We start from the raw sequence: 23,639 nt of genomic DNA, 5'->3' as shown, positions 1-23,639 counted from the left end.
CCGAGCATGACGCATGGCACGGGACAAGCGCCTCCCATGGGATTTCAATCGAAATAAATCCAGTCATTCGTGGAGAAGCCCTTGCGTCCGTTGCGCCCGCTCGTCCTCGCTTCCGCCCTCTTGCCGGCCCTGGCCGGCGCCGCCAGCGGACCGGCCACCCTGGTCAATCCATTGATCGGCACCGCCAACGGCGGCGATGTCTTTCCCGGTGCGGTGGTGCCCTTCGGCATGCTCCAGTTCAGTCCGGAGGAATCGCCCCTGCCGGGCCGCAAGGTGCCCATCGCTTCGGCCGGCGGCTACGAGCATCGCGGCGATACGATCCGCGGCTTCAGCCTCACCAATGTCGAGGGCTGGGGCTGCGCGGGTGCTTCCGGCGACGTGCCGATCATGCCGGTGACCGAGGCGATCGTCGGATCGCCCAGCAAGGATTTCCGCCATAGCTACACGTCGACCTTCTCGCACGCCAACGAGCAGGCCCGCGCTGGCCACTATCGCGTCGGCCTGGACAACGGGGTGACCGTGGACCTCACGGCGGCTCTGCATAGCGGCGCCGCGCGCTTCGCCTTCCCCGCCGGCAAGCCGGTCAACGTGCTCGTGCGCGCCTCGGATTCCGAAATGGGTTCCGAGAACGCCACCGTGCAGGTGGACGGCGCACACCATCGCATCAGCGGCGAAGTGACCAGCGGTAATTTCTGCGGCTACATCAACGAAGCCGACCGCCGCAGCTACTACACGCTGCACTACGTCATCGAATTCGACCAGCCGTTCGCCTCCACCGGCACCTGGAAGGATGGCACCGTCACGCAGGGTGGCAGCCATAGCGAAGGCGGCACGGGCTACGGTGAGAAAGGCATCCCCGATATCGGCAAGGGCTCGGGCGCCTGGGCCGGCTTCGCCGCCGGCACGAAGGAAGTAAACCTGCGCGTGGGCATCTCCTATGTGAGCGCCGCCAACGCGCAGGCCAACCTCGACGCGGAAGCGCCCAAGGGCACCGGCTTCGACGCGCTGCGCGACAAGGCCGTGGCGGCGTGGAATCGCCAGCTGTCGCACATCGACATCGAAGGCGGCACGCCGGACCAGCGCACGGTGTTCTATACCGCGCTGTACCACGCATCGATGACGCCGAACGTCTTCAGCGACGTCAACGGCGAGTACATGGGCTTCGACGACAAGGTGCATCGCGTCGCCGGCACGCAGAAGGCGCAGTACGCCAACTTCTCCGGCTGGGACGTGTACCGCTCGCAGCTTCCCCTCGTCGCCTGGCTCGAACCGAAGATCGCCAGCGACATCGCGCAGAGCCTGTACAACCAGGCGCAGCAGAACCACGGTGTATGGGACCGCTGGACGCACAAAAACGGCGCCACGCACGTCATGAACGGTGATCCATCTGCACCGTCCATCGCGGGCATCCACGCCTTCGGCGCGCGGGACTTCGACGTGAAGGGCGCGCTGGATTCACTGGTGCATGCGGCGGACCATCCCACCGCCCTGGATACCTCGCACGACGGCTGTGAAGTGGAATGCGTAGGCCAGCGCCCCGGTCTCGACCAGTGGCTGAAGCTGCACTACATCCCCGTCGGTGCGCCGTCATGGAGCCCGGCGGCCGACACGCTGGAACTGGTCACCGCCGAATTCGGCCTCAGCGCCCTCGCCGATCGTCTCGGCGACAAGACCACTTCCAAGCGTTTCCTCGAACGTGCGCAGTACTGGCGCAACCTGTTCGACCCGAAGGCCACGCCGGAAGGCGGCTATATCCGCAACCGCAACGCCGACGGCAGCTGGGCGCTGGTGAAAGACGACGATAACAAGCCGCCGCACGCGTTCACGCCCTCCACCGAAGACGGCTTCGTCGAAGGCAGCGCGGCTCAGTACGTGTGGATGGTGCCGTTCAACGTGCACGGACTGTTCGAGGCCATGGGCGGCGCGGACAAGGCACGCAAGCGACTGGACGCGTTCTTCTACCAGCCGGACGGCACCTTCGCAGTGACCAATTCGGGACCGCTGCACGCCGAACTCAACAACGAACCGTCCATCGGTTCGCCGTGGCTGTACAACTTCGCCGGACAGCCGTGGAAGACGCAGGAACTGGTTCGCCGCGTGCAGGACACCATCTGGCTCAACGCGCCGAACGGCATCCCCGGTAACGACGACCTCGGCGAGATGTCGTCGTGGTACGTGTTCTCTGCGCTGGGCATCTATCCGTCGATCCCGGGCCGCGCAGAGCTGATCGTCGGCAGCCCGCTATTCACCAAGGCGACGGTCCACCGCGAAGGCGGCGACGTGACCATCCTCGCGCCGAACGCCGGCCAGGGCCGACCGTACGTCAATGCCCTAAAGGTGGATGGCAAGTCCAGCGATCGCGCGTGGCTACCGGAATCGTTTGCCCTTAAGGGCGGCAAGCTGGAGTTCGACCTGTCCGACAAGCCGAACACCCAGTGGGCGAGCAAGCCGAAGGATGCCCCGCCCTCCTTCGACATCGGCAAACACTGACGCATACGCCGTCGCGGACACGGTCCGCTCCCACCGGTTGGTAGCATGTCGCTACCGAAGGTGTGGGAGCGGACCGTGTCCGCGATGGAAATGGCGTCAGATGGTTTCGGAGCGAAGCCTCAACGCATTACCCACCACCGACACCGAACTCAGGCTCATCGCCAGCGCCGCGATCATCGGCGACAGCGTGATGCCCAGCAGCGGATACAGCACGCCCGCCGCCAGCGGCACGCCCACCGCGTTGTAGACGAAGGCAAAGAACAGGTTCTGCCGGATGTTCTTCACGGTGGCGACCGACAGCGCACGTGCCCGGACAATGCCGGCGAGATCGCCCTTGAGCAGGGTCACCGACGCGCTCTCGATGGCGATATCGCTGCCGTTGCCCATGCCGATACCGATATCCGCCGCCGCCAGCGCCGGTGCGTCGTTCACGCCATCGCCCGCCATGGCGACCTTGCGACCCGCCGCCTTCAGCTCCGTGACCACCTGCGCCTTGTCCTCGGGTGATGCCCCGGCGTGCACTTCGTCGATCGGCAGCGATGCCGCCACCGCCTTCGCCGTCGCTTCGCTGTCTCCGGTGAGCATCACCAGGCGAACGCCTTGCGCATGCAAGGCTTCCAGCGCAGGCGCGGTGGACGCCTTGATCGCGTCCGCCAGCGAAAGCACGCCGGCCAGACGTCCGTCCACGGCAAGGAACATCGCCGTCGCGCCCTTCGCCCGCCACTTCTCGACCAGCGCCCGACCGGCACCGATATCCACACGCTCATCGTCCATCAGGCGCGCGTTGCCCAGGGCCACGTCATGCCCATCGACCCGGCCACTCACGCCGCGCCCCACCGATACCTGGAAGCCGCTGATCGCCGGAATTGACACGCCCCGCGCTTCCGCCGCCGTGACAATGGCCGCCGCCAGCGGATGCTCGCTCGGACGCTCCACGGCCGCCGCGAAGGCCAGCACCTCGCTGTCCTCGTAGCCAAAACCACGCAACTCGACGAGCGACGGCTTGCCCTGCGTGAGCGTGCCCGTCTTGTCGAACACCAGCGTATCGATGTCGCGCAGCGTCTCGATCGCCGCCGCGTCGCGGAACAGCACGCCTGCCTGGGCACCGCGCCCGCTGGCGACCATGATCGACATCGGCGTCGCCAGGCCCAGCGCGCAGGGACAGGCGATGATCAGCACCGAAACGGCGGCGACCAGCGCATGCGCCAGCGTCGGCTCAGGACCCACGAACCACCATGCGGCGAACGCGAGCAACGCGCAGACCACCACGGCCGGCACAAACCACGCCGCGACCTTGTCCGCCACGCGCTGCAACGGTGCACGCGAACGCTGGGCTTCCGCCACCATCATCACGATGCGCGAAAGTACCGTCTCCGCACCGACATGCTCCACGCGCACCACCAGGGCACCGTGCTGGTTCTGCGTGCCGCCGGTCACCTTGTCGTGGGCATGCTTGGCGACCGGCATCGGTTCGCCGGTCAGCATCGACTCGTCGACATGGCTCTCGCCTTCCAGCACGACGCCATCAGCAGGGACCTTTTCACCCGGACGCACGCGCACCGTATCGCCCGCATGCAGCTGCTCCAGCGGCACATCGTCCTCGCGACCGTCCTTGCCGATACGGCGCGCGGTCTTGGGCACCAGGCCGAGCAACCCACGCAAGGCCTCGCCCGTACGTCGACGCGCACGCAGTTCGAGGAAATCGCCCAGCGTTACCAGGGTGACGATCACGGCGGCGGATTCAAAGTAGACCGCGACCTGGCCGTGCATGTCGCGCATGGATTCGGGGAACCACGATGGCATCAGCACGGCCACGGCGCTGTACAACCACGCCACGCCCGTACCCAGCGCGATCAAGGTGTACATGTTCGGCAACCAGGGCTGCAGCGAACGCCAGCCGCGCGCAAAGAACGGCGCACCGCCCCACACGACGACGACGGTGGCGAGCGCGGCCTCACCCCAGCGGGCGATGGACGCCCAGGGTTCGGGCCACATCCAGCCGAACAGGTGCGGCCCCATCGCGACGAAGAACACCGGCAGGGTCAGCGCCACAAGCGTCCAGAGCCGCGCACCCAATGCGCGGACCTCGCCATCGTCGTCGGCCAGCGACGGCATCGCCGGCTCCAGCGCCATGCCGCACTTGGGGCACGAACCCGGTCCTTCCTGGCGTACCTCAGGATGCATCGGGCAGGTATAGATCGTGCCGGCCGGCATCGGCACCTCGGGTTCCTTGGGACCCAGGAACTTCGCCGGCTCGGCGATGAAACGTTCGCGGCAACGGGCGCCGCAGAAGTGATAGTCGTGATTGTCGTGCGTGGCGTGATGCGGCGTCTTCGCCGGGTCCACGGTCATGCCGCACACGGGATCGATCACGGTCGCGGCCTCGGCGGCGGCGCCGTGCGAGCAGCAGGAGTGGCTCATCGCGTCGGCTCCGCCAGGGCCTTGAGGATCGGGCAATCCTCCGGCGCACCATGGCCCGGGCAGGCTTCGACCAACTCGGAAAGACCGTCACGGACACGCTGCAACTCGACGATGCGCTCGTCGATGGCCTTCAGCCGCGCCGCCGCCCGCTCGCGCACGCCTTCGACGCCGCCATGGCGGTCGGCCGAGAGCGCCAGCAGCTCGCGAATCTCATCCAGCGTGAAACCGAGGTCCTTCGCCCGACGGATGAAGCGCAGCCGCGACACGGCCGCCTCGTCGTATTCGCGGTACCCCGAGGGCCGGCGCCGCGGCTCGGGCAGCAGCCCTTCCCGCTCATAGAACCGGATCGTATCGATAGCCACCCCCGCGCTCTGCGCGATGCGGCCGATGGTGAGGGAGTTTTGAGTGGTCATGAGGCAAGTCTAGACCCTTGATGTAACTCAAGAGTCAAGCCCCAGCCAGCCGATTCAGCTAGGCACTCAACGCATCGCGCAATTCCGTCAGCGCGGCACGATGACGCCGGGTCGTCCGTATCGCGAGGTAGTACGTTTCGGCGCCCTGGTCGACGCGAACGTCGAAGGGGACGATGAGCCGGTCCGTGGCCAGATCATTCGCGACGAGGATCTCCTGGGCCACGACCACGCCGAGGCCGTGTTGCGCCGCCTCGTAGGCAAGCGTGGAACTCTCGAACGTACGCTTTCTCGCCATCACCTGCGGATCGAAACCCGCCGCATGACACCACGTGTTCCAGTCATCTGGACGCGACGTCACCTCCAGGAGGGTCTGCTCGCTGAGCCAGACCTCGTCGATCGGGCGGCTTTTCTGGACAAGTTGCGACGAGCACACCGCGACCAGCACATTGGTGACCAGGGGCGTCGCCTCATAGCCGGGCCACTGACCGTGTCCCAGCCGGATGACCGCGTCGCAGTCGATCTCTTCCCCCCACTCGGACGACGTGGTCAGGCGGACGCTGATCTGCGGATGCGTCACCTGGAAACGGCTGAGTCGAGGGATGAGCCAGCGCGTTGCGAACGTCGTGTGCGAATGAAGCCGGATGACGGAACGCAGACCACTGTCCTGCATGCCGCGAGTCGCCTGGCGGATGCCATCCACATGCTCGTTGATGCGTTGGAAATAGGCCGCACCCAAAGGCGTCAGCGCGAGACCTCGCCCCTGCTTCTCGAAAAGATTCGTCTCGAAGAACTCGTCCAGCACCTTCAACTGACGGCTGATGGCGCCTGACGTCACAAAGAGCTCCTCGGCGGCCGAAGCTACCGAGCCGGTCCTGGCGACAGCCTCGAAGGCGATCAGGGCATTTAACGGCGGCAGCGAGCGCACGACAGTTTCCTAAAACTCAATGATTGAGGAAAATTAATCGATAGTCCCGGTGTCGTCCAGTGCGGACACTGTCGCCACGCCGCAGATTTGCGGCCCGTCAGACTCCCGAGGACAACCAAGATGATCAAGGTCTACAACCCGGCCGACGGCAGCGTCGTCGGCGAAGCCCCCGACATGACCACGGCCGAGGTGCTGGCCGCCGTCGACCGTACCTGTGCCGCGCTCCCCGCCTGGGCGGGCCTGCTGGCAAAGGAACGCGGAGCCACGCTGCGTCGCTGGTTCGAACTGGTGAGCGAGGATCGTCGCGACTTCGCCGAACTGATGGTCAAGGAAAACGGCAAGTGCATGAGCGAGGCGCTGGGCGAGGTCGCCTATGGCTTGGGCTTCATTGAGTGGTACGCCGAGGAGGCCAAGCGCGTCTATGGCGACACCATCCCGACGCATGCGCCGAACGCGTCCGTCATCGTCACGAAGGAGCCGGTGGGTCCTACAGCCGCCATCACGCCCTGGAACTTCCCCTTCATGATGATCGCGCGAAAGATCGCCACGGCACTTGCCGCTGGCTGCACGATGATCATCAAGCCGTCGGAAGAAACGCCTCTTACCGCATACAAGCTCCTTGAATATGCCCGCAAGGCGGGCATCCCGGAGGGTGTTTTCGAGATGGTGACCGGCGACCCCAAGACCATCGGCGAGGCGTTCACCAACGACGATCGGATCCAGAAGATCTCCTTCACCGGCTCGACCAACGTGGGCAAGATTCTTGCCCGCAACAGCGCCGGCACGCTGAAGAAGATGACCATGGAACTGGGTGGCAACGCGCCGTTCATCGTCTTCGACGATGCCGATGTCGACGAAGCGGTTGCAGGGCTGGTCGCCGCCAAGCTGCGCAACTCCGGCCAGGTCTGCATTTCGCCGAATCGAATCTATGTGCAGGACGGTATCTACGATGTGTTCGCTCGTAAGCTGAAAGCGGCAGTGGAGCGCATCCGCGTCGACCAGGGCCTCCAGGACGAATTCGTCGTCGGCCCCCTGATCAACCAGTCCGCCGTCAACAAGGTCGACGCGCTCGTGGCCGACGCGGTCGCGCACGGTGCGACGATCCTCTACGGTGGAGAGCTCGCGCGGAAAAACTCGCTGTTCTACAAGCCGACCATCCTGGTGGATGTACCGGACGATGCCCAGGTCCGCACCACGGAAATCTTCGGGCCGGTGTTCCCCCTGTATCGATTCACCAGCGAGGAGGAAGTGACTCGACGCGCCAACGATACGGAGTATGGCTTGGTGGCCTACGCCTTCACCCCGAATCTCGGCAAGGCCTTCCGCATGTCGCGCAACATCAAGTCGGGCATGGTCGTGATCAACAGCGGTTCGGTAGGCACGGAGTCGGTGCCGTTCGGCGGCGTCAAGCAATCCGGCTACGGTCGCGAAGGAAGTTACTACGGGATCCAGGAATACGTCAGCGTCAAGTACACGCTCATGGCGGGCCTCGACAAATAAGCCTGTCACGCCTGGCGGCCTCCACCGTAGGAGCGCGCTTGCGCGCGATCGCGCGCAAGCGCGCTCCTACGACGTGCCTAGATGTGGATGCCGCCGGCGACTTCGATCCGCTGCGCATTGACCCAACCCATGTCATCCGACAGCAGCGAGGCGATCACCGCGCCCACATCCTCGGGCAAGCCGACCCGCCCCAGCGCCGTGTTGTCGGCGATCATCTTGTTCACCTGGGGATTGTCACGAACGATCGCGCCGCTGAAGTCGGTGGCGATGGGGCCCGGCGCCACCACGTTGACGGCGATCCGGCGCGGGCCCAGTTCGAGCGCCATGTAGCGGGTAAGCACCTCTACTGCCGCCTTCATCGATCCGTAAATCGCCCGGTTGTTCATGGCGAAGCGCGCCAGGCCAGAGGAGATGTTCACGATGCGGCCGCCGTCGTTGATCAGTGGCAACAGCTTCTGGGATAGCAGGAAGACGCCCTTGAAGTGCACGTTGAACTGGGCGTCCAGTTCGGCCTCCGTGCCTTCCACGAAGCTGGCGGTGGATGAGGTCCCGGCATTGTTCACGAGGTAGTCGAAGCGTTCGGCACCCATCCGGGACAAAGCCGACCGCACCTCGTCGGTGAACGCGTCGAACGAGCTGGCCGCGCCGACATCCAGCGCCAGAGCCTCGCTCTGGATGCCTTCCTCGGCGGACAGCGCCAGTACGGCCTCGGCTTCTGCCCGATTCGAATGATAGGTGATGATGGACCGGACGCCCCGCCTTGCGAGGGTCAGCGCGGTCTGGCGGCCAATACCCCGGCTGCCGCCCGTGATGAGAGCGATTTTTCCCTTGAATGATGCGGCGTTCACGTTCGTCATGTCGGACTCCTCGGTCGATGGCCTGCCGACATGCTGCGCCTTGCGCCTCCCGGCTTGAATACCAGAACCTTCCCTGTTCTTGCCTATTCCTGCCTCCGACCCTACCTTGGGTCGGCACAGGCGACGAAACGAGGCACAGCCCATGTCGAAGGAACTGGTCGACGCGATCCTGCGGTACACCGAGCGTCAGCCCGGCCCACCGCCTTATGCCACGCCCATCGAAGGCCTCTGGGTCCTGCGCTCGGATCATCCCAAGCCGCCGACCCGCCGCCTCGCGCAGCCGGCTATGTGCGTGGTCGTCCAGGGTACGAAGTGGGCGACGGTCGGCGACCATCGCGTGGAATACGGCGCGGGGCAAGCCCTTGTCGTCGGCGTGGAGACCCCCTCGCTGGGCCGCGTGGTTGAAGCCACGCCCGACAAGCCGTGCCTGGTGCTTGTCTTCCCCCTCGACCTCGCGATCATGCGCTCGGTCATCGAAGGCATGGACGCGCCACCGCAGGTGGCAGGGTATCTGGGCCGTAGCATCTTCGTGACCGACTTCGACGGCCCCCTTGCCGAATGCGCCCTGCGCCTCGTCCGGTTGCTGGACACCCCGAACGCCATTCCCACGCTGCATCCCATGATCATGCGCGAAATGGCGTTCTGGCTCCTCAGTGGCCCCCATGGCGGCGATATCGCACGCCTGGCGTTGACGGACAGTCCCTCGCAGCGGGTGATGCATGCGGTGCGGCACCTGCGTTCCCATTTCGCGAGCGCCGTGCGCATCGAGGAACTTGCCAGGCTCGCGCAGCTCAGCGTCACGGCGTTCCATCGCCAGTTCAAGGCGCTGACCGCGCTCACGCCGTTGCAGTACCAGAAGCAACTGCGCCTGCTCGAAGCGCGACGCCTGCTCGCCTCACGTGCGGTCAACGTGGAAGCGGTGGCGATGGAGGTGGGCTACCAGAGTCCCTCGCAATTCAGTCGCGAATATGCGCGGATGTTCGGTGCCCCTCCCAAGCGGGACACCACCCACCTGAAATCCATGCTCACCGCGGCGGCACCGTAAGTGCCGCTCAAGCCATATCGTCGCCTCGCGACGGCACAGGCACACATACAGTCGCCCGTGGTGGCGTCCTGACCTTCATCCCGAAGATCAGCCGGAGCACGGCGAACCGGCGCACGCATCCGTCGTACAGCACGAAGCAGGCAAGCAGGCTCCCCGTCAGGACGACCGCATACTTTGTCCACGGCGTCCACGGCCGCTGGATCACGTAATAACCAATCGTGACGATCACCGTCTGGTGCAGGATATAGAACGGATAGCTCGCCTCCCTTGCCCAGGCCAGCAAGGGATTCATGAACGACAGGTAGCGATAGCCGTATCCGAGGAAGACCATGGCAAAAAGCCAGGTGAACACATTGGCCCCGATATGGTCGACGGGCGAGTCGTGGGGGACGACGCCGGTATTGAGCCCGTATATCAGCAGGACGAGCAACACCGTCCCTCCGATCAACGACCATCGCCTTACCTCGCACAGCCACTTCCAGATACCCGGCATCGAGGCCATGACGTAGCCGTAGATCGTCAGCATCAGATAGTGGTTGAAGATATACCAGTCGCTGAAAAGCGTATGCGCCTCCGGATAGATCGACTTCAGGAGCATCTCGTTGATGCCCAGCGGAAAGCCCAGAAGGAAGATCCATTTCCCCGGCGCCAGGTTCGGGCCGCGTCGCTTCCACCAGAGCATTGCCGGAAGCAGGAGCAGCACGTAGACGTAGAGATAGAGGATGAACCACAAGTGGTGCCAGCTGAAGTCGCCCGCCGGATAGGGAACGAAATGCAGTACCCGCGTGACGTAAAAGTCGAGATACCCCCCGGTCCACTGTCCGCGTAAAAGACGCTCGTAGTAGATCTGCGGCGGTACCACCAGGAACATGCCGACGATCAGCGGCAACAAAAGCTTGACCGTCCGCTCCTTGAGGAAACAGCCAACGCTACGGCGGCGCAGGGCAAACCACATGCCCGCGCCGGCAATGACGAACAGCAGCGGCATGCGCAGCCGGTGTGCGATATCCATGGGCCAGACCAGTTCGGGAATCGTCTCGTTGTTGACGATGTGCCAGCCCCAGCCCACGAAGATCATGCCGGTGTGGAAGAAAAACAGGACGAAGATCGCGATCACTCGCAACCAGTCCAGGAAATCGTAACGTTCGCGCGATTCGTCGGCCATGCCCCCTGCTCCGTTCCGTTGCATGCAAGAAGCCTCGCCCATCGACGAGCCCGCGGCACGGAATAAGTGGTCAGCGGCGATCCCGCCGTGGCGAGCGGGACGCTGCTACCCCATTCGCTCGAAAAAGGTGTCGCGATATCGCCGGCTCAAACGAAGGACGCGACCGTTGACCAGGTGGATCTCGTAGTCGCCCTTGAACAAGGGCGCCAACGATCCGACGCAGGCCATATTCACCGCCGTCGACCGGTGTACGCGCACGAAACGCTGCTCGCCCAGTTGGAGAAGCAAGTCCTGGAGGGTCCGCCGCAGCAGGTAGCTTTGCCCCGCCGCATGCACATGAACATAGTTATCGGCGGCTTCCAGCCATTCGATGGCAGTCACATCGATCAGTCGCAGCCGGTCGCGATCGGGGACGAGCAGCCGCTCGCAAACGGGCGATCGCTCCCGCCCCACCGCGACGGCCGCGGCACCCACCTGGCGCGTTTTAAGGCGCTCACGGATGCGATCCAGCGTTCCCGCGAGTCGTGGCCGATCGTAGGGCTTTAGCAGGTAGTCGACCGCGTTGAGGTCGAAGGCCTTCACGGCATGCTCGTCGAAGGCGGTGACGAAGACGATCAGCGGTGCACGCGATGGCTCAAGCTGGGCCGCGACCTCAAGCCCCGACAGCGTCGGCATCTGGATGTCGAGGAAAGCGACATCCGGTCGAAGCGCCTCGATGCCCTCCGCCGCGGATATGCCGTCCGCCACCGACCCGACCACTTCGACGTCAGGCTGTTCCGCCAGCCAATGCCCGAGTTTTTCGCGGGCTGGGGCTTCGTCATCGGCGATAAGGGCACGCATCATGACTCGGCCCGCGCCAGCGGTATCGTGACGCAGGCGGAAACGCCACTACCGTCGTCAAGAACTCGCAGGGATGCTGCCGGGCCATAGATGATGATCAACCGCTCACGGCAGTGGCGCAGCCCGAGTCCATCCCGTCGTCCCGGTGCGAACGAGGAGCCGCAGTTTCGCACCACGATGCGCAGGCAGTCCTCTTCGCGCCGGGCACGGATGACGATAGCCACCTGGGCCACGGTCCCTTCGACACCATGCTTGAACACGTTTTCGAGCAAGGGCTGGAGCAGGAGGACCGGAACAGGCGTATCCCGAACGGCTGGATCGATGTCCCATGCCAGGGTCACCCGATCCCGAAAACGCTCGCACATGACGTCGGCATAGAGTTCGAGCGTGTGCAGCTCATCGGCAAGCGGCGTCATCTCCTGTGCCGAGGAGCGCAGGCTGATACGCAGGAGATCGCCGAGCGTCGCTACCAGCCTGTCCGCTCGATCCACATCCGTATGCATCAGGGCTGACACCGTATTGAGCGCATTGAACAGGAAATGCGGCCGTAATTGTGCCTGTAGCTGCGCTAGCTTCGCATCGGCGAGCGCCCTGCGGGTCTGCAACAAGCGATGCTCCTCAATGCGCCACTGCGCATGGGAGTCGATACCGAACAGCACGCCAAGCCACAGACAGGCGTAAAGCGTCAGGCGGACGGTTTCGTATACGAAGATATAGACCCAGCTGGGATGCTCGTAGATACGCCCTACCGACGCGTAGACACCGTGGCGGATGGCGTAAACCGTGACGATGAAGACGACGGACACGATCGGAAGCCACCGCAGGTACATGCCGAACCAGGTAAGTGGGCGGTCCAGGTAAGGCGAGTAGCGTCGACGGACACGCGCGGCCAGCAACATGAAGCCAGACGCCACCAACGCCGAACTCCCCTCCCACAACACGGGCTCCCACCATGACGTCACCGGATTTCGTAGCGCATCCTGCACGGATGCACCGATCATGAGCAACCAGAAGACGATCCATATGGCCGCCAGAACGCGAGGCGAAAACGTCTCACGACGCTCGATGAGGACATCTTCGGCAGGTGAATGGGCACGTGCGGTCATAGCGATCGAGTATAGCCACGCGCATGGCGTGCCGCCGCTATCGTGGGGCGAGCGGGACATGCGAGGGGTGAGTCGGAACGCCGCCATGGGCTCGCAGGGTGGCGTGGTAATATTTGCGATTGCCCAACGATCCATACGCCGATGCAAACCCTCCCCGCCTGCCCGATCTGTGGCATGGAAAACACCTATCCCGATGGTGACCTGTTCATCTGCCCCGATTGCGCCCACGAATGGCCGCAGGTTGCTGCAGCCAACGACGATACCGATCTCGTCGTGCGCGACGTCAACGGCAACGTCCTCAACAGCGGCGATACCGTGACGGTGATCAAGGACCTCAAGGTCAAGGGCTCATCCATTCCCCTCAAGCAGGGTACGGTGATCCGCAACATCCGCCTCGTGGACGGCGATGCCGAGCATATCGAAGGCAACTCCGAGAAAATCAAAGGCCTGGTACTGAAGGTCTGTTTTCTAAAGAAAGCCTGACGGAATCCGGCGGGCAACTGTCTTGCAGGCAAAGACTGTCCACCTGACCTCACTCATGCTGGCGATGCACGCCAGCTAGTGCGCTCTACACCACAACGTCCATCACGGCACTCCCGACGTAAGTCGAGCCGTCGCTCATCCGCGATCCGGTCCTGAGTGACAAGGCCAAACGTCGCTGATCCTCCTCTCGCCTGCCGGCCGTAATCGCTCCTTCCATGGGATTTCGAGGTGCTTTGCCCCCTCGCCATGGACGTCCCAAGGACCCCGGCCAGGACAGCTGACGCCCCCCGCAAAGAAATCTTTTTGCAACGCAGCGTGACAGCTTGCCATTTCGGCGCCTTAATTCACCCACAGGGGAATTTAGATCGATCCAATTCAGGTTCAGTCCGGTGGCAGGTCATCGCTACGTTTGCGATGAGTGGTCGTCGGGTTGGACTGCTACGGTGATGCGCTTCGGGCGCGATCAAGGTCGTACCGAGTCAGACTGTCGAGGGGAGTGGAACATCGCTGCATGAAATCGAGATCTGCCCGTCTTTCCATGATGGCCAACCGGCATGACACGCGCGTGTCTGCTTTCTCGAGGCCTTCCGGCCGTCCAAACCTCGATGCCCGTCGAACCAGGGTGTCGCCACGATTTGCCCGAGCGTTGAAGCCGTCGATGGACGATCGCGACAACGACCTGTTCCGGTCCGGGGCGACGTTCACCAGGCGTACGCCTTGACCCTTCCGTGAAGTAGACAAGCCGTAGCCGATGCGCCGCGCGCTTATCGGCCGCCAAAAATTTAGATCGATTTAGATTGGGGAAAGGAGGACGCGTGAGGCTCTAGTTCGCGCATCTGGGAAGGGAAAAAAGGGGGACACCGCGCCAACTCCAGGGGCGGCGCCTATCACCGAGGGGAATAAAAACAAATGAAAAAGCTGCCATATATGCTAATGCGTAAACCGCTCTGCGCCGCACTTGCCACGGCCACCCTGTCGCTTGCCGGCTACGTGGGCACGCCTTCCATCGCCTTCGCCCAGGACACCGCGGCCTCCGCACCGGCGCCGGCGCCGGCGCCGGACAAGGCCCCGGTCAAAAAGAACGACAAGAACAAGAAGGCCGAGAAGGACGCGAACGGCGATTCGGCCAACCCGACCAACCTGGACACCGTCGTCGTTACGACCTATCGCCAGTCGATCGACCAGAACGTGCAGGACAAGCGCGAGGCGAACTCCATCGTCGAAGTGATCAACGCGCAGAACATCGCGCAGTTCCCGGCGAAGAACATCGCCGACGCGCTCGCCCATATGCCTGGCGTCGTCATCAGCCGCGAGTCCGGCGAAGGCAAGACGGTGAGCATCCGTGGCCTGGCCCCCGAGCTGACCCTGACCCAGTTGAACGGCAACTACGTCGCCTCCGCAGATACCTCGGCCGGCCTCAGTCGCTCGTTCAACTACACCCTGTTCCCCGCCAACATGTTCTCCGACATCAAGCTCTACAAGAGCCTTGAGGCACGGCTGGACGAAGGCGGCATCGGCGGCAACGTCGACCTGCGTACCCGCCGCCCCCTGGAAATGGAAGCCAACGAAGGCTTCGTGACCGGCACCGCGGCAAGCTCCGATACCAGCAGCAAGACCGAACCGCAGGCGTCGGGCCTGTGGTCGTGGAAGAACAAGGACGAGACCTTCGGCGTACTCGTCGCCGGCTCCTACCAGAAGCGCAAGGCCGTCACCTATAGCGCCGACGCCTCCAGCTGGCACTGGTGGTCGGACAACTGTACCGATCGCACCACCTGTACCCAGCCGCCCACGAACGTCCACGGCGGCACGTTCGATCCCGGCGTGGCCAAGAACATCGATCTGTGGCCAGGTGGTGGCGTGGTCGACCAGGCCGGCAACAAGTACAACGGCTACTGGATGCCGCAGCAGTTCTCCACCAGCCGCAACGACCTTGACCTGAAGACCAAGGGCGCCCAGGCGACCTTCCAGCTCAAGCCCAGCGACCACTTCCTGCTGACGGGTAACTACTTCCGCTTCGAGCGCCAGCAGACCCAGATCACCAATACCCTGGAAGTGCCCGAGTGGGGCCTGCCCGGCAGCAGCAACTACGCCGACCAGCAGGGTCGCCTGCTCGCCCCCAACGGCCTGACCTTCGACCCGTCGCACACGGTCGTCACTGGCGCCAACTACCAGCTTCCGCCCGCTGGCGTCGGCTGCAACGCGTCGGTGAACCCCTCGACGGGCAAGGCCCGCCAGGCGGTGGATGTCTGCTCCACGGAAATCCCCTGGCTCAACGGTAACTACTCCGTCGAGAAGGCCAAGTCGCAGACCCTCAACCTGGAAGGCGAGTGGGACAACGGCGGCAGCCTCAGCGGCTCGTTCAACGTCGGCCGCACCTGGGCCAGCGGCGGCCCGTCGATCGAACTGGGCATGGCCGCCAAGCCGCGCAACTTCGTCAACGGCCAGTGGGTAGACGGCAGCAACGGCGCGTCGTGGAACCTGAGCAATCCGGGCATCAACGCCTCGCCGGACACGCTGAAGAACATGCTCGCCGGCGCGGGCCAGGTGGACCTTGGCTCCACCGGCTCCAACATGGTCAACACCAGCACCTCGCAGAACTTCGCGCAGGCGGATTTCACCTGGGCCTTCGACTCCACCTGGCTGCAGTCGCTGCAGTTCGGCGCGAAGTACACCGATGCGCACGCCGAGCAGCAGAGCAACGAAGTGCGCTGGTACTGCAAGGGCACCACGGCCCAGTTCCAGGGCTGCGACCCCAACGCCGGCCAGCTCCCCGGTGACTTCCTGCTGCCGAACAGCCTGGATCTGAGCAACCACGCCTTCGACAACGGCACGTTCCCGGCCATCAACTACCCGGCCTACTACAACCATCTCAACGCCACGTACGACCGGGTGCTCTACAACAAGCCCCAGAACAAGTCGTCCATCGGCGAGAAGATCGCCGCCGCCTACGTCCAGGCGAACTTCGATACGGGCACCATCCGCGGTAACGTGGGCCTGCGCTTCGTCACCACGAAGCAGGATCTCACCGTCGCCAACGACGTCACCGTCAACAACTCGGTCTACTACCACGATCCGGCAGGCAACATCCTGATCTGCCCGGCATCGGGCGTGAACGCCGGTGGCGGTGCCTGCGCGGCCGGCGACTTCCAGTACCTGCCGAAGGAACAGCAGTACACCGAAGCCTTCACCAACGCCACGACGAAGAAGCGTTACAACAAGCTGCTTCCGAGCTTCAACATCGCCTGGACCATCGCGGACAGCTTCGTCCTTCGTGCCGCCGGCTCGCAGGCGATGGCCCGCGCCAACTACACCGACCTGGCCCAGCTCGGCAGCCTCACCAACTACACCCAGGCCTACTACAACGACCGCAAGCAGTTCGGCTCGCCGCTGCCCGGCTGGTACGGCAGCGGTGCCAACGCCGCGCTCAAGCCGTTCACCGCCACGCAGTTCGACCTGGCCGGCGAGTGGTACTACGCCGAGCACTCGGTGGTGGGCCTCGACCTGTTCCAGAAGAAGGTGAAGAACTTCGTCGTGCCGGTCACGGTGAACAACATCGACGTGAACGTCGGCACCAGCACGCAGAACTTCATGCAATACAGCACCAACGCCAACGGCCGCTCCGGCACGTCGAAGGGCGTGGAAATCTACGCGCAGCACACCTGGGATTCGGCTTCGGCTACATCGCCAACTACACGCTCAACAAGACGAACGAAACCCCCGTCTCGCTGGGTGATACGCAGGTCGGCAAGTCGGAGCTGATCGGCAGCGCGAAGTACGCGGCGAACGTGTCGCTGTTCTATGAAAAGAACGGCCTGCTGCTGCGTGCCAGCGACAACTGGACGGGTCGCACGATGCAGGGCCTCTCGTCGGGCCTGCCCATCTACGCGCAGCCGTACCACCAGATCGACCTGAACGGCGACTACGAGTTCAACAAGCACTTCATGGTCACCGCCTCGGTCATCAACCTGACGAAGTCGACGCCCCACACCTACCTGGGCGGCGACACCCGCGCCCGACTGGTCCAGCTGCTGTATCCGGGCCGTCAGTACTACGTAGGCGTGACGTACAAGTTCGGCGGTAAGGAAAGCTAAGAAAAAACGCGCGGGGTCGGGCTTCACAGCCCGACCCCGCGACCGTTTTGGCTATCGGAAACGTACATGATCCCCTCCCCTGCACGCCCCCTCTTTGCCGCGATGCTCGCGACCTTCGCGCTGAATGTCGCCGCGGCGACCCAGCCGACGAATACCTCGTCCTCGGCACTCGATCTCGCCAACCCACTCGTCGGCACCGCCGCGCTCGATCGGCAGGCGCTGATTGGTAACTCGCCACCACCGGGCGAACCGCTGTACACCGGCATGACCACGCCGGGCGCCAGTCTTCCCCAAAGCGCCACCGAAGCCGCGCCAGTCAACATCAATGTCGATCTCGGCTTCGCCACCGGCGTCCCCGTGGCATACGACTACCGTCGCCCCACCATGGTGGGCTTCACCGGTGGCGGCTCCACGTATGGTGCACGCGGCGCGCCCATGGTGATGCCCGTGGTGGGTGACTGGACCGTGCCGCCGGATTACGCCACCTCGTACTACGACAAGGCGACCGAGAAAGCCTCGCCCGGCTACTACGCCGTGGATCTCGCTACGTTCCAAACGCGCGTCGAGTTAACCGCGACGCAGTGGACCAGCCTGATGCGCTTCACGTTCCCTGAGAGCCATCGGTCCAACGTCGTGCTGAACCTGCGACGCGGGGGCGGCGATCTTGAAGTGGTCGACGACCATACGGTGCGCGGCGTCGCCACCGAGGGACGCCGGGACCACGACGCGGACGGTCCGTACTTCGTCGCCGAGTTCTCGCGCCCCTTCGCCAGCTTCGGTACCTTCCATTCGGAGATCACCCAGAAGGGCGAAGGACTCGGACGGGAAGATGTGCAGGCCGGCCGGCGGACGATCTCCGGCGACTACGCGGGCGCCTATCTCACGTTCGACACCAAGGCTGGCGACCAGGTCGTGGTGCGCATCGCCCACGGGCATAGCGCCGAGGAAGCCGATCAGCGACTGACGGCCAAGGACAGCGACGCGGACTTCGACCGCGCGCATGCGAAGGCTCGCGCCCGCTGGGCGGAACTGTTCGATCGCGTCGAGGTGACCGGTGGCACGCCGAAGCAGCGCGCGCTGTTTTACTCGACTCTTTACCATTCCTTCGCCAGTCCCCGCATGATCGCGCGCAAGGGCGAGCACTACACGGACTCCACGGGCAAGGACCGGGTCGCCGACTACGACCATTACGGCCCGGTGCCGTTCTGGGATACGGGTTGCAACCAGATCGTCTTGCTGATGCTGATGGAGCCCGCCGTAGTGCGCGACATCATGCAGTCCGAACTGGATCGCGCCCGCGAACGCGGCTACATGAACACCTCGTTCCACGGCGACCACGCGGTGTTCCTCTACGACGGCGCCTGGCAGCGCGGCATCCCGTTCGACTACGCCGCCGTGTACGAGTATCTGCGCAAGAACGCGATCGATCCCAAGGGACCGCGCGGCTACCTCGCCGAATACATGCAACAAGGCTGGATCTCCGACATCGTGCCTCCGGGCAACCCCAGCCCACCGTATGCCGGCGGCAAGGCCGGCGTGGCCACGACACTGGAATACGCGTGGGACGACCATGCGCTGGCCGATGTCGCCCGACGACTGGGCAAGAAGGACGACGCGGCGCTGTTCGAAGGCCGTGCGGCGAACTACCGCCATGTGTTCGATCCCTCGGTGGGCTTCTTCCGCGGCCGCACCGACGACGGGCAGTGGATCTCGCCCTTCGATCCCGGCGAGCCGTACTACAACTTCATGATGAAGGAAGGTTCGGGCTGGTCCACGCTGTGGCTGGTGCCGCACGACGTGCAGGGCCTCATGGGCCTGCTCGGCGGACGCGACGCGTTCAACGCCAAGCTCGACGCCTTCTTCTCCACGCCGTACACGGCCAAGGGCGTCTGCCGCGACTGCACGGGCCTGATCGGGCAATACGTGCAGGGCAACCAGCCGGACCAGCAAGCCGCGTATCTCTACGCGTGGAGCGGCCAGCCCTGGAAGACCCAGGCGCTGACCCGCCGCATCCTTGCCGACATGTATGGCAGCGACGCCACGGGCTACGCCTTCCCCGGCATGGACGACCAGGGTTCGACCTCGTCCTGGTACGTGCTGAGCGCCATGGGCTTCTACCCGGTCGATCCCTCCCGCCCGGATTACATCATCGGCAGCCCGATCTTCGACCGTGTCCGCCTGCGGCTGGGCAACGGCAAGGTGCTGGAGATCGTCGTGCACAACAACTCGGAGCGGAACATCTACATCCAGTCCGCCACGCTCAACGGCAAGCCCTGGACCAAGCCTTGGTTCAGCCATGCCGACATCGCGAACGGCGCCGTCCTGGAGTTCACGATGGGGCCCGAGCCAAACACTTCCTGGGGCAGCGACCCGCACGACGCGCCGTACTCGATGTCGACAAAACAGCATTGAATGGATAAGGAACAGCGAATGACCGGCAAGATCACTTCACGCGGTACGCGACTCTGCATCGGCCTCGCGCTGGCGATGGGCATCGTCCCCATGGCCAGCGCGGCGACGGACCAGGGTGGTACCTGGAGCGGCAAGGTGGCACCCCTGGCGACACCCTGGACGGCGGAGGTCTCCCCCACCAACGCGCTGCCCGAGTACCCGCGCCCGAAACTTGCCCGCCCCTCGCTGGAACATCCCCAGTGGATGAACCTCAACGGGCTATGGGAGTTCGCCGCGAGCGACAGCCTTGCCGCGCCCACCTTCGGCCAGCCGCTGAAGGACAAGGTGCTGGTGCCCTACCCGATCGAGTCGGTGCTTTCCGGCGTGCAGAAGCACTCGGACTTCATGACCTATCGTCGCCTCGTGGAGATTCCCGAGGACTTCACCGAGAATGGCAAGCACGTGCGCCTGAACTTCGGCGCGGTCGCACAGGATGCCACCGTGTACGTCAACGGCAAGCAGGTGGCCAAGCACACGGGTGGGTACACTGCGTTCGACGCGGACATCACCTCGGCGCTTCGCGCGAAGGGGCCGCAGGAAATCGTCGTCACCGTGCACGCGCCCGTGGATGGCGTCGATGTCATGGTCGGCAAACAGCGCCTGAAACCCGATGGCATTTTCTACACCGCGGCTTCGGGCATCTGGCAAACCGTGTGGCTGGAACCGGTGCCGGCCACTCACGTCACGCAACTGGAATTCACCCCGGCGAAGAGCCTGGACGCCTTCACGGTCACGGCGCAGGTGGACGGCGACAAGGCGCAGGCCAAGTTGCACGTGGTCGCCTACGCGGACGGCAAGTCCGTGGGCGAGGCCACCGGACCGGCAGGCAAGCCGTTGCGGCTGGCCATCGATCATCCGCATACCTGGAGCCCGGACGATCCCTTCCTCTACACCTTCAAGGCCACGCTCGAAAAAGCCGCTGGCCAGAGTGACGAGGTCACCAGCTATGCCGGCCTGCGCACCATCGCCGTCGCAAAGGTGGGCGGACGCAATCGCATCGTGCTGAACGGCAAGCCGACCTTCCTGCTCGCCACGCTGGACCAGGGCTACTGGCCCGACGGCATCTACACGGCGCCCACCGACGCGGCCCTGAAGTTCGATGTGCAGAAGACCCGGGACTTAGGCTTCAACACCATCCGCAAACACATCAAGGTGGAGCCGGCACGCTGGTACTACTGGACCGATCGCGTCGGCCTGATGGTGTGGCAGGACATGCCCTCGCTGCCGAACGGATACAACGAAAAACTCGGCGATGCCGCGAAGAAAGGATTCCGTGCCGACGTCTCCGCCATCGTCGAACAGCTCCGCAACGAGACCTCGATCATCGGCTGGATCCCCTTCAACGAAGGCTGGGGCCAGTGGAGCATCCCCGCCGCCGGCGAACTGTCCGCACAGATCAAGCGCCTCGATCCGTCGCGACTGGTCGATGCACGCAGCGGCCTCAACTGCTGCGACACCAAGGGTGATCCGCACGCAGGCGACATGATCGACGTGCACGACTACCAGGGCCCCGGACTGCCCAGCCCGGATGCGACCCGCGCCTCCATGGACGGCGAGCACGGCGGCCTGACCCTCGGCGTACCGGGCCATGTCTGGCCTAACACGGCCATCAACCCGTACGGCGACGTAAAGGACCGCGACGCGCTCAACGCAGGCTATGTCGCGAACACTGCCGTGCTGCGTGACAAGGCACACGACAAGGGCGTGTCCGGCAGCGTCTACACTCAGATCACCGATGTCGAAGGCGAGCACAACGGTCTCTACACCTACGACCGCAAGGTCGAGAAGGTGGACGAAGCCAAGGTCCGTGCAATCAATGAAGCGACGGTGCGCGCCGCCAGCCGGCCCTGAGCGTCAACGGCGTTCGTACACCCTATCGAGCTCGGCCGCGGCGACATGCACGCGGTCGATGCCGGAGGCCTGCGCACGTGCGGTGCCCGCCACCTGGCGGGCCACCTCGCCCAGTTCGCCCACCGACACATCCAGCACGCCCATGACGGATGCCGCGTGGCCCACGCGAGCCACGCCCGTATCGACGGTGGTCCGCGCGTTTTCAATCAGGGTGCGGATCTCCCGTGACGCCGCCGCGCTACGCACGGCCAGTTGGCGGACTTCGGCGGCCACCACAGCGAAGCCGCGGCCGGATTCGCCCGCCCGCGCCGCCTCGATGGCGGCGTTGAGCGCCAGCAGGTTGGTCTGGAACGCAATGGCGTCGATGGTCTCGAGAATGCCGCCCACGGCCTGCGTGTCCTGGCGAATATCCTCCATCGTCCGCATCGCCTCCTCCGTGGCGTGACGACCGTCGGCGGCTTTCCGCCGCGCCTCGCTGGCCAGGCGTTCGCCCTGCTCGGCCACCCGGGAATTACCCGAGACCGCTTCTGCCAGCGCTCCGACTTCGACCTGAAGCACACGCGCGGCACGCGTCTGCGCCGTGATGTCGGTGGCGTACTTGATGACCTTTACAGGCATGCCATGCGGATCGAGCACGGGGTTGTAGGTGGCCTGGATCCAGACTTCACGACCGCCCGCGCCAATGCGACGGAACAGGCCGCCTTGCAGTTCGCCCGCCTGGAGACGAGCCCAGAAGTCGGCGTAGGCCCGTGAAGAGGCTTCGCCCGGCTCCAGAAACATCCGGTGATGGGCGCCGACCACCTGATGGGCTTCATAGCCCATGGCGTCCAGAAAGTTCTGGTTAGCGGCGATGACGGTGCCATCCAGCTCGAATTCGATGATGGCCTGGGCGCGATCGATGGCGGCCAGACGCGCCACGTCCGCAGGGTCCGTCCGAACAACCTCCAGGGGAACCTCGACTGCCGCGCTCAACGTCCCGTCGGACGGCCGTTTCGCGAAAAAACGTCTGATCATCGAAGTTCCGAAAAAGTGTGATGTAGTTCACACTATCGGCAACCTAGTAATGCACTTTAGCAAACGATATGGTGGCGAATTGTGGAGACAATGTGAAGCGTTCAGCTTCTCACGCCAAGGCGCCCGGGCCGATCGCATCGAAGAACGACGCCACTTTCCGGGTGCGCCGCCGCTCCTTCAGGCAGGCGATGTGGATATGCGTGCGGACCGGCTCGCCGTCGATCGGCAGCGACCGGATGCGATCGTCCGGCACGTATTCCGATTGCGACACCGTACCGACGCCGAGGCCACGGATGACCGCCTCGCGCAGCGCCTCCCGGCTACCGATCTCCATCGCGACCGTCGTCGAGAGTCCGCGCTCGTCGAACGCTGCCTCCAGGGTCCGACGCGTGGTGGAACCTGCCTCGCGCACCAGCATGGGCTCGCAACTGAGTTCCTCCAGCGTCACCGACGCGCGTGTGGCCCAGCGATGCGTGCGGTGGACAAAGGCGATCACCGGATAGGACGCATAGGGCTGCATGTAGTAACGCTCGTCGGCGATGACGCGCGCCACGACACCGACATCACTCGTGTAATTGGCCAGGTCGTCGAGCACACGCTCGGAGTTGCCCAGCGCCATCGTGACGAACATGTGCGGATGACGGGCATGGTAGGCGGCGATCATGTCGGTGACATGGAAGGGGCTCACCGCACCGATCTTCAACGCGCCGTGCCGGAGGCTGCCACTGTCGTCGAGCAGCAGCCGGGCATCGTCCTCCAGGCCGACCATGCGCCGGGCCAGGTCAAGGAACTCCCTGCCCACGGCGGTCAGCTCGACCCCGCGTCCCCGGCGATGGAATAGCTCCACGCCGTGCTCCTGTTCCAGCGCCTGGATCTGCGAGGTGACCATCGTCTGGCTCGTCCGCATGGCGCGAGCGGCAGCGGTAAAGCCGCCATACCGGTCGACGGCAATGAAGCTGCGCAGCTGGGTCAGGGTCATGGCCGATC

At 64.5% G+C, this 23,639-nt stretch carries 17 protein-coding genes; 8 read left to right on the top strand and 9 right to left on the bottom strand.

Features of this window, described 5'->3' with window-relative positions:
* Positions 1 to 81 precede the first annotated feature (81 nt).
* Positions 82 to 2,490 (top strand): GH92 family glycosyl hydrolase, encoded by a 2,409-nt coding sequence (locus GAK28_RS14445; protein WP_291780436.1) that lies wholly within the window; start codon positions 82 to 84, stop codon positions 2,488 to 2,490.
* A gap of 96 nt (positions 2,491 to 2,586) precedes the next feature.
* Here the strand turns inward: GAK28_RS14445 and GAK28_RS14440 are convergent, their stop codons facing one another.
* Genes GAK28_RS14440 through GAK28_RS14430 form a run of 3 tightly spaced genes read right to left on the bottom strand, consistent with a single transcriptional unit; the run spans position 2,587 to position 6,249 of the window.
* A complete protein-coding gene (locus GAK28_RS14440) occupies positions 2,587 to 4,911 on the bottom strand; it encodes a heavy metal translocating P-type ATPase (protein ID WP_291780433.1) in 2,325 nt (774 codons plus the stop codon).
* Entirely contained in the window at positions 4,908 to 5,324 is a 417-nt protein-coding gene (locus GAK28_RS14435; protein WP_291780430.1) for a heavy metal-responsive transcriptional regulator, read from the bottom strand. The genes GAK28_RS14440 and GAK28_RS14435 overlap by 4 nt, the downstream gene beginning before the upstream one ends.
* 58 nt (positions 5,325 to 5,382) lie before the next feature.
* Complete coding sequence (locus GAK28_RS14430) at positions 5,383 to 6,249, bottom strand: LysR substrate-binding domain-containing protein (RefSeq protein WP_291780427.1); 867 nt, start codon at positions 6,247 to 6,249, stop codon at positions 5,383 to 5,385.
* Positions 6,250 to 6,369: 120 nt separating this feature from the next.
* Here GAK28_RS14430 and GAK28_RS14425 point away from each other — a divergent pair, with 120 nt between their 5' ends.
* On the top strand, positions 6,370 to 7,749 hold the full coding sequence (locus tag GAK28_RS14425) for an NAD-dependent succinate-semialdehyde dehydrogenase (protein ID WP_291780424.1): 1,380 nt from the start codon (positions 6,370 to 6,372) through the stop codon (positions 7,747 to 7,749).
* Positions 7,750 to 7,826: 77 nt separating this feature from the next.
* Here GAK28_RS14425 and GAK28_RS14420 read toward each other — a convergent pair whose 3' ends face one another.
* Complete coding sequence (locus GAK28_RS14420) at positions 7,827 to 8,606, bottom strand: SDR family oxidoreductase (RefSeq protein WP_291780421.1); 780 nt, start codon at positions 8,604 to 8,606, stop codon at positions 7,827 to 7,829.
* 142 nt (positions 8,607 to 8,748) lie between these two features.
* Between GAK28_RS14420 and GAK28_RS14415 the strand changes: the two genes are divergently transcribed.
* Positions 8,749 to 9,651: an AraC family transcriptional regulator gene (locus GAK28_RS14415; RefSeq protein WP_291780419.1), complete on the top strand. Its 903-nt coding sequence runs from the start codon at positions 8,749 to 8,751 to the stop codon at positions 9,649 to 9,651.
* A 7-nt stretch (positions 9,652 to 9,658) separates the two neighbouring features.
* Here GAK28_RS14415 and GAK28_RS14410 read toward each other — a convergent pair whose 3' ends face one another.
* The 3 genes from GAK28_RS14410 to GAK28_RS14400 all read right to left on the bottom strand — a co-directional run bounded on the left by GAK28_RS14410 (position 9,659) and on the right by GAK28_RS14400 (position 12,762).
* Positions 9,659 to 10,816 carry an acyltransferase family protein gene (locus GAK28_RS14410; RefSeq protein ID WP_291780416.1) on the bottom strand — a complete coding sequence of 386 codons (1,158 nt, stop codon included), beginning with the start codon at positions 10,814 to 10,816 and terminating at the stop codon, positions 9,659 to 9,661.
* 105 nt (positions 10,817 to 10,921) lie between these two features.
* Positions 10,922 to 11,656 carry a LytTR family DNA-binding domain-containing protein gene (locus GAK28_RS14405; protein WP_291780413.1) on the bottom strand — a complete coding sequence of 245 codons (735 nt, stop codon included), beginning with the start codon at positions 11,654 to 11,656 and terminating at the stop codon, positions 10,922 to 10,924.
* The gene (locus GAK28_RS14400; RefSeq protein ID WP_291780411.1) at positions 11,656 to 12,762 is read right to left on the bottom strand and encodes a histidine kinase; all 1,107 of its coding nucleotides are present in this window, start codon (positions 12,760 to 12,762) and stop codon (positions 11,656 to 11,658) included. Before GAK28_RS14400 ends, GAK28_RS14405 begins: the two co-directional genes overlap by 1 nt.
* A gap of 141 nt (positions 12,763 to 12,903) precedes the next feature.
* Here GAK28_RS14400 and GAK28_RS14395 point away from each other — a divergent pair, with 141 nt between their 5' ends.
* From GAK28_RS14395 to GAK28_RS14375, 5 genes are all read left to right on the top strand, one after another.
* Positions 12,904 to 13,245 (top strand): zinc ribbon domain-containing protein YjdM, encoded by a 342-nt coding sequence (locus GAK28_RS14395; protein WP_291780409.1) that lies wholly within the window; start codon positions 12,904 to 12,906, stop codon positions 13,243 to 13,245.
* A 933-nt stretch (positions 13,246 to 14,178) separates the two neighbouring features.
* Positions 14,179 to 17,004, top strand: coding sequence for a TonB-dependent receptor (locus GAK28_RS14390; RefSeq protein ID WP_291780407.1), 2,826 nt, complete (start codon positions 14,179 to 14,181; stop codon positions 17,002 to 17,004).
* A 26-nt stretch (positions 17,005 to 17,030) separates the two neighbouring features.
* Positions 17,031 to 17,336, top strand: a complete 306-nt coding sequence (locus GAK28_RS14385; RefSeq protein ID WP_343161876.1) for a hypothetical protein — start codon at positions 17,031 to 17,033, stop codon at positions 17,334 to 17,336.
* Between the two features lie 66 nt (positions 17,337 to 17,402).
* Positions 17,403 to 19,748 carry a GH92 family glycosyl hydrolase gene (locus GAK28_RS14380; RefSeq protein WP_291780405.1) on the top strand — a complete coding sequence of 782 codons (2,346 nt, stop codon included), beginning with the start codon at positions 17,403 to 17,405 and terminating at the stop codon, positions 19,746 to 19,748.
* An 18-nt stretch (positions 19,749 to 19,766) separates the two neighbouring features.
* Positions 19,767 to 21,638, top strand: coding sequence for a sugar-binding domain-containing protein (locus GAK28_RS14375; protein WP_291780402.1), 1,872 nt, complete (start codon positions 19,767 to 19,769; stop codon positions 21,636 to 21,638).
* A 3-nt stretch (positions 21,639 to 21,641) separates the two neighbouring features.
* Here the strand turns inward: GAK28_RS14375 and GAK28_RS14370 are convergent, their stop codons facing one another.
* Both GAK28_RS14370 and GAK28_RS14365 read right to left on the bottom strand, forming a co-directional pair.
* A complete protein-coding gene (locus GAK28_RS14370) occupies positions 21,642 to 22,556 on the bottom strand; it encodes a methyl-accepting chemotaxis protein (RefSeq protein WP_291780399.1) in 915 nt (304 codons plus the stop codon).
* Positions 22,557 to 22,761: 205 nt separating this feature from the next.
* Positions 22,762 to 23,631, bottom strand: a complete 870-nt coding sequence (locus GAK28_RS14365; RefSeq protein WP_291780396.1) for a LysR substrate-binding domain-containing protein — start codon at positions 23,629 to 23,631, stop codon at positions 22,762 to 22,764.
* Between the last annotated feature and the right edge of the window lie 8 nt (positions 23,632 to 23,639).

The sequence above is a fragment of the Luteibacter sp. genome, assembly GCF_009912395.1.
Classification (GTDB): domain Bacteria; phylum Pseudomonadota; class Gammaproteobacteria; order Xanthomonadales; family Rhodanobacteraceae; genus Luteibacter.
This window is presented reverse-complemented; position numbering and strand designations above follow the sequence as displayed.

What these genes read in the sequence shown, in the direction of transcription:
- GAK28_RS14440 (WP_291780433.1), bottom strand. Translation starts at nt 4,911, where the DNA reads ATGAGCCACTCCTGCTGCTCGCACGGCGCCGCCGCCGAGGCCGCGACC.
- GAK28_RS14435 (WP_291780430.1), bottom strand. Translation starts at nt 5,324, where the DNA reads ATGACCACTCAAAACTCCCTCACCATCGGCCGCATCGCGCAGAGCGCG.
- GAK28_RS14425 (WP_291780424.1), top strand. Translation starts at nt 6,370, where the DNA reads ATGATCAAGGTCTACAACCCGGCCGACGGCAGCGTCGTCGGCGAAGCC.
- GAK28_RS14420 (WP_291780421.1), bottom strand. Translation starts at nt 8,606, where the DNA reads ATGACGAACGTGAACGCCGCATCATTCAAGGGAAAAATCGCTCTCATC.
- GAK28_RS14415 (WP_291780419.1), top strand. Translation starts at nt 8,749, where the DNA reads ATGTCGAAGGAACTGGTCGACGCGATCCTGCGGTACACCGAGCGTCAG.
- GAK28_RS14410 (WP_291780416.1), bottom strand. Translation starts at nt 10,816, where the DNA reads ATGGCCGACGAATCGCGCGAACGTTACGATTTCCTGGACTGGTTGCGA.
- GAK28_RS14405 (WP_291780413.1), bottom strand. Translation starts at nt 11,656, where the DNA reads ATGCGTGCCCTTATCGCCGATGACGAAGCCCCAGCCCGCGAAAAACTC.
- GAK28_RS14400 (WP_291780411.1), bottom strand. Translation starts at nt 12,762, where the DNA reads ATGACCGCACGTGCCCATTCACCTGCCGAAGATGTCCTCATCGAGCGT.
- GAK28_RS14395 (WP_291780409.1), top strand. Translation starts at nt 12,904, where the DNA reads ATGCAAACCCTCCCCGCCTGCCCGATCTGTGGCATGGAAAACACCTAT.
- GAK28_RS14390 (WP_291780407.1), top strand. Translation starts at nt 14,179, where the DNA reads ATGCGTAAACCGCTCTGCGCCGCACTTGCCACGGCCACCCTGTCGCTT.
- GAK28_RS14380 (WP_291780405.1), top strand. Translation starts at nt 17,403, where the DNA reads ATGATCCCCTCCCCTGCACGCCCCCTCTTTGCCGCGATGCTCGCGACC.
- GAK28_RS14375 (WP_291780402.1), top strand. Translation starts at nt 19,767, where the DNA reads ATGACCGGCAAGATCACTTCACGCGGTACGCGACTCTGCATCGGCCTC.
- GAK28_RS14365 (WP_291780396.1), bottom strand. Translation starts at nt 23,631, where the DNA reads ATGACCCTGACCCAGCTGCGCAGCTTCATTGCCGTCGACCGGTATGGC.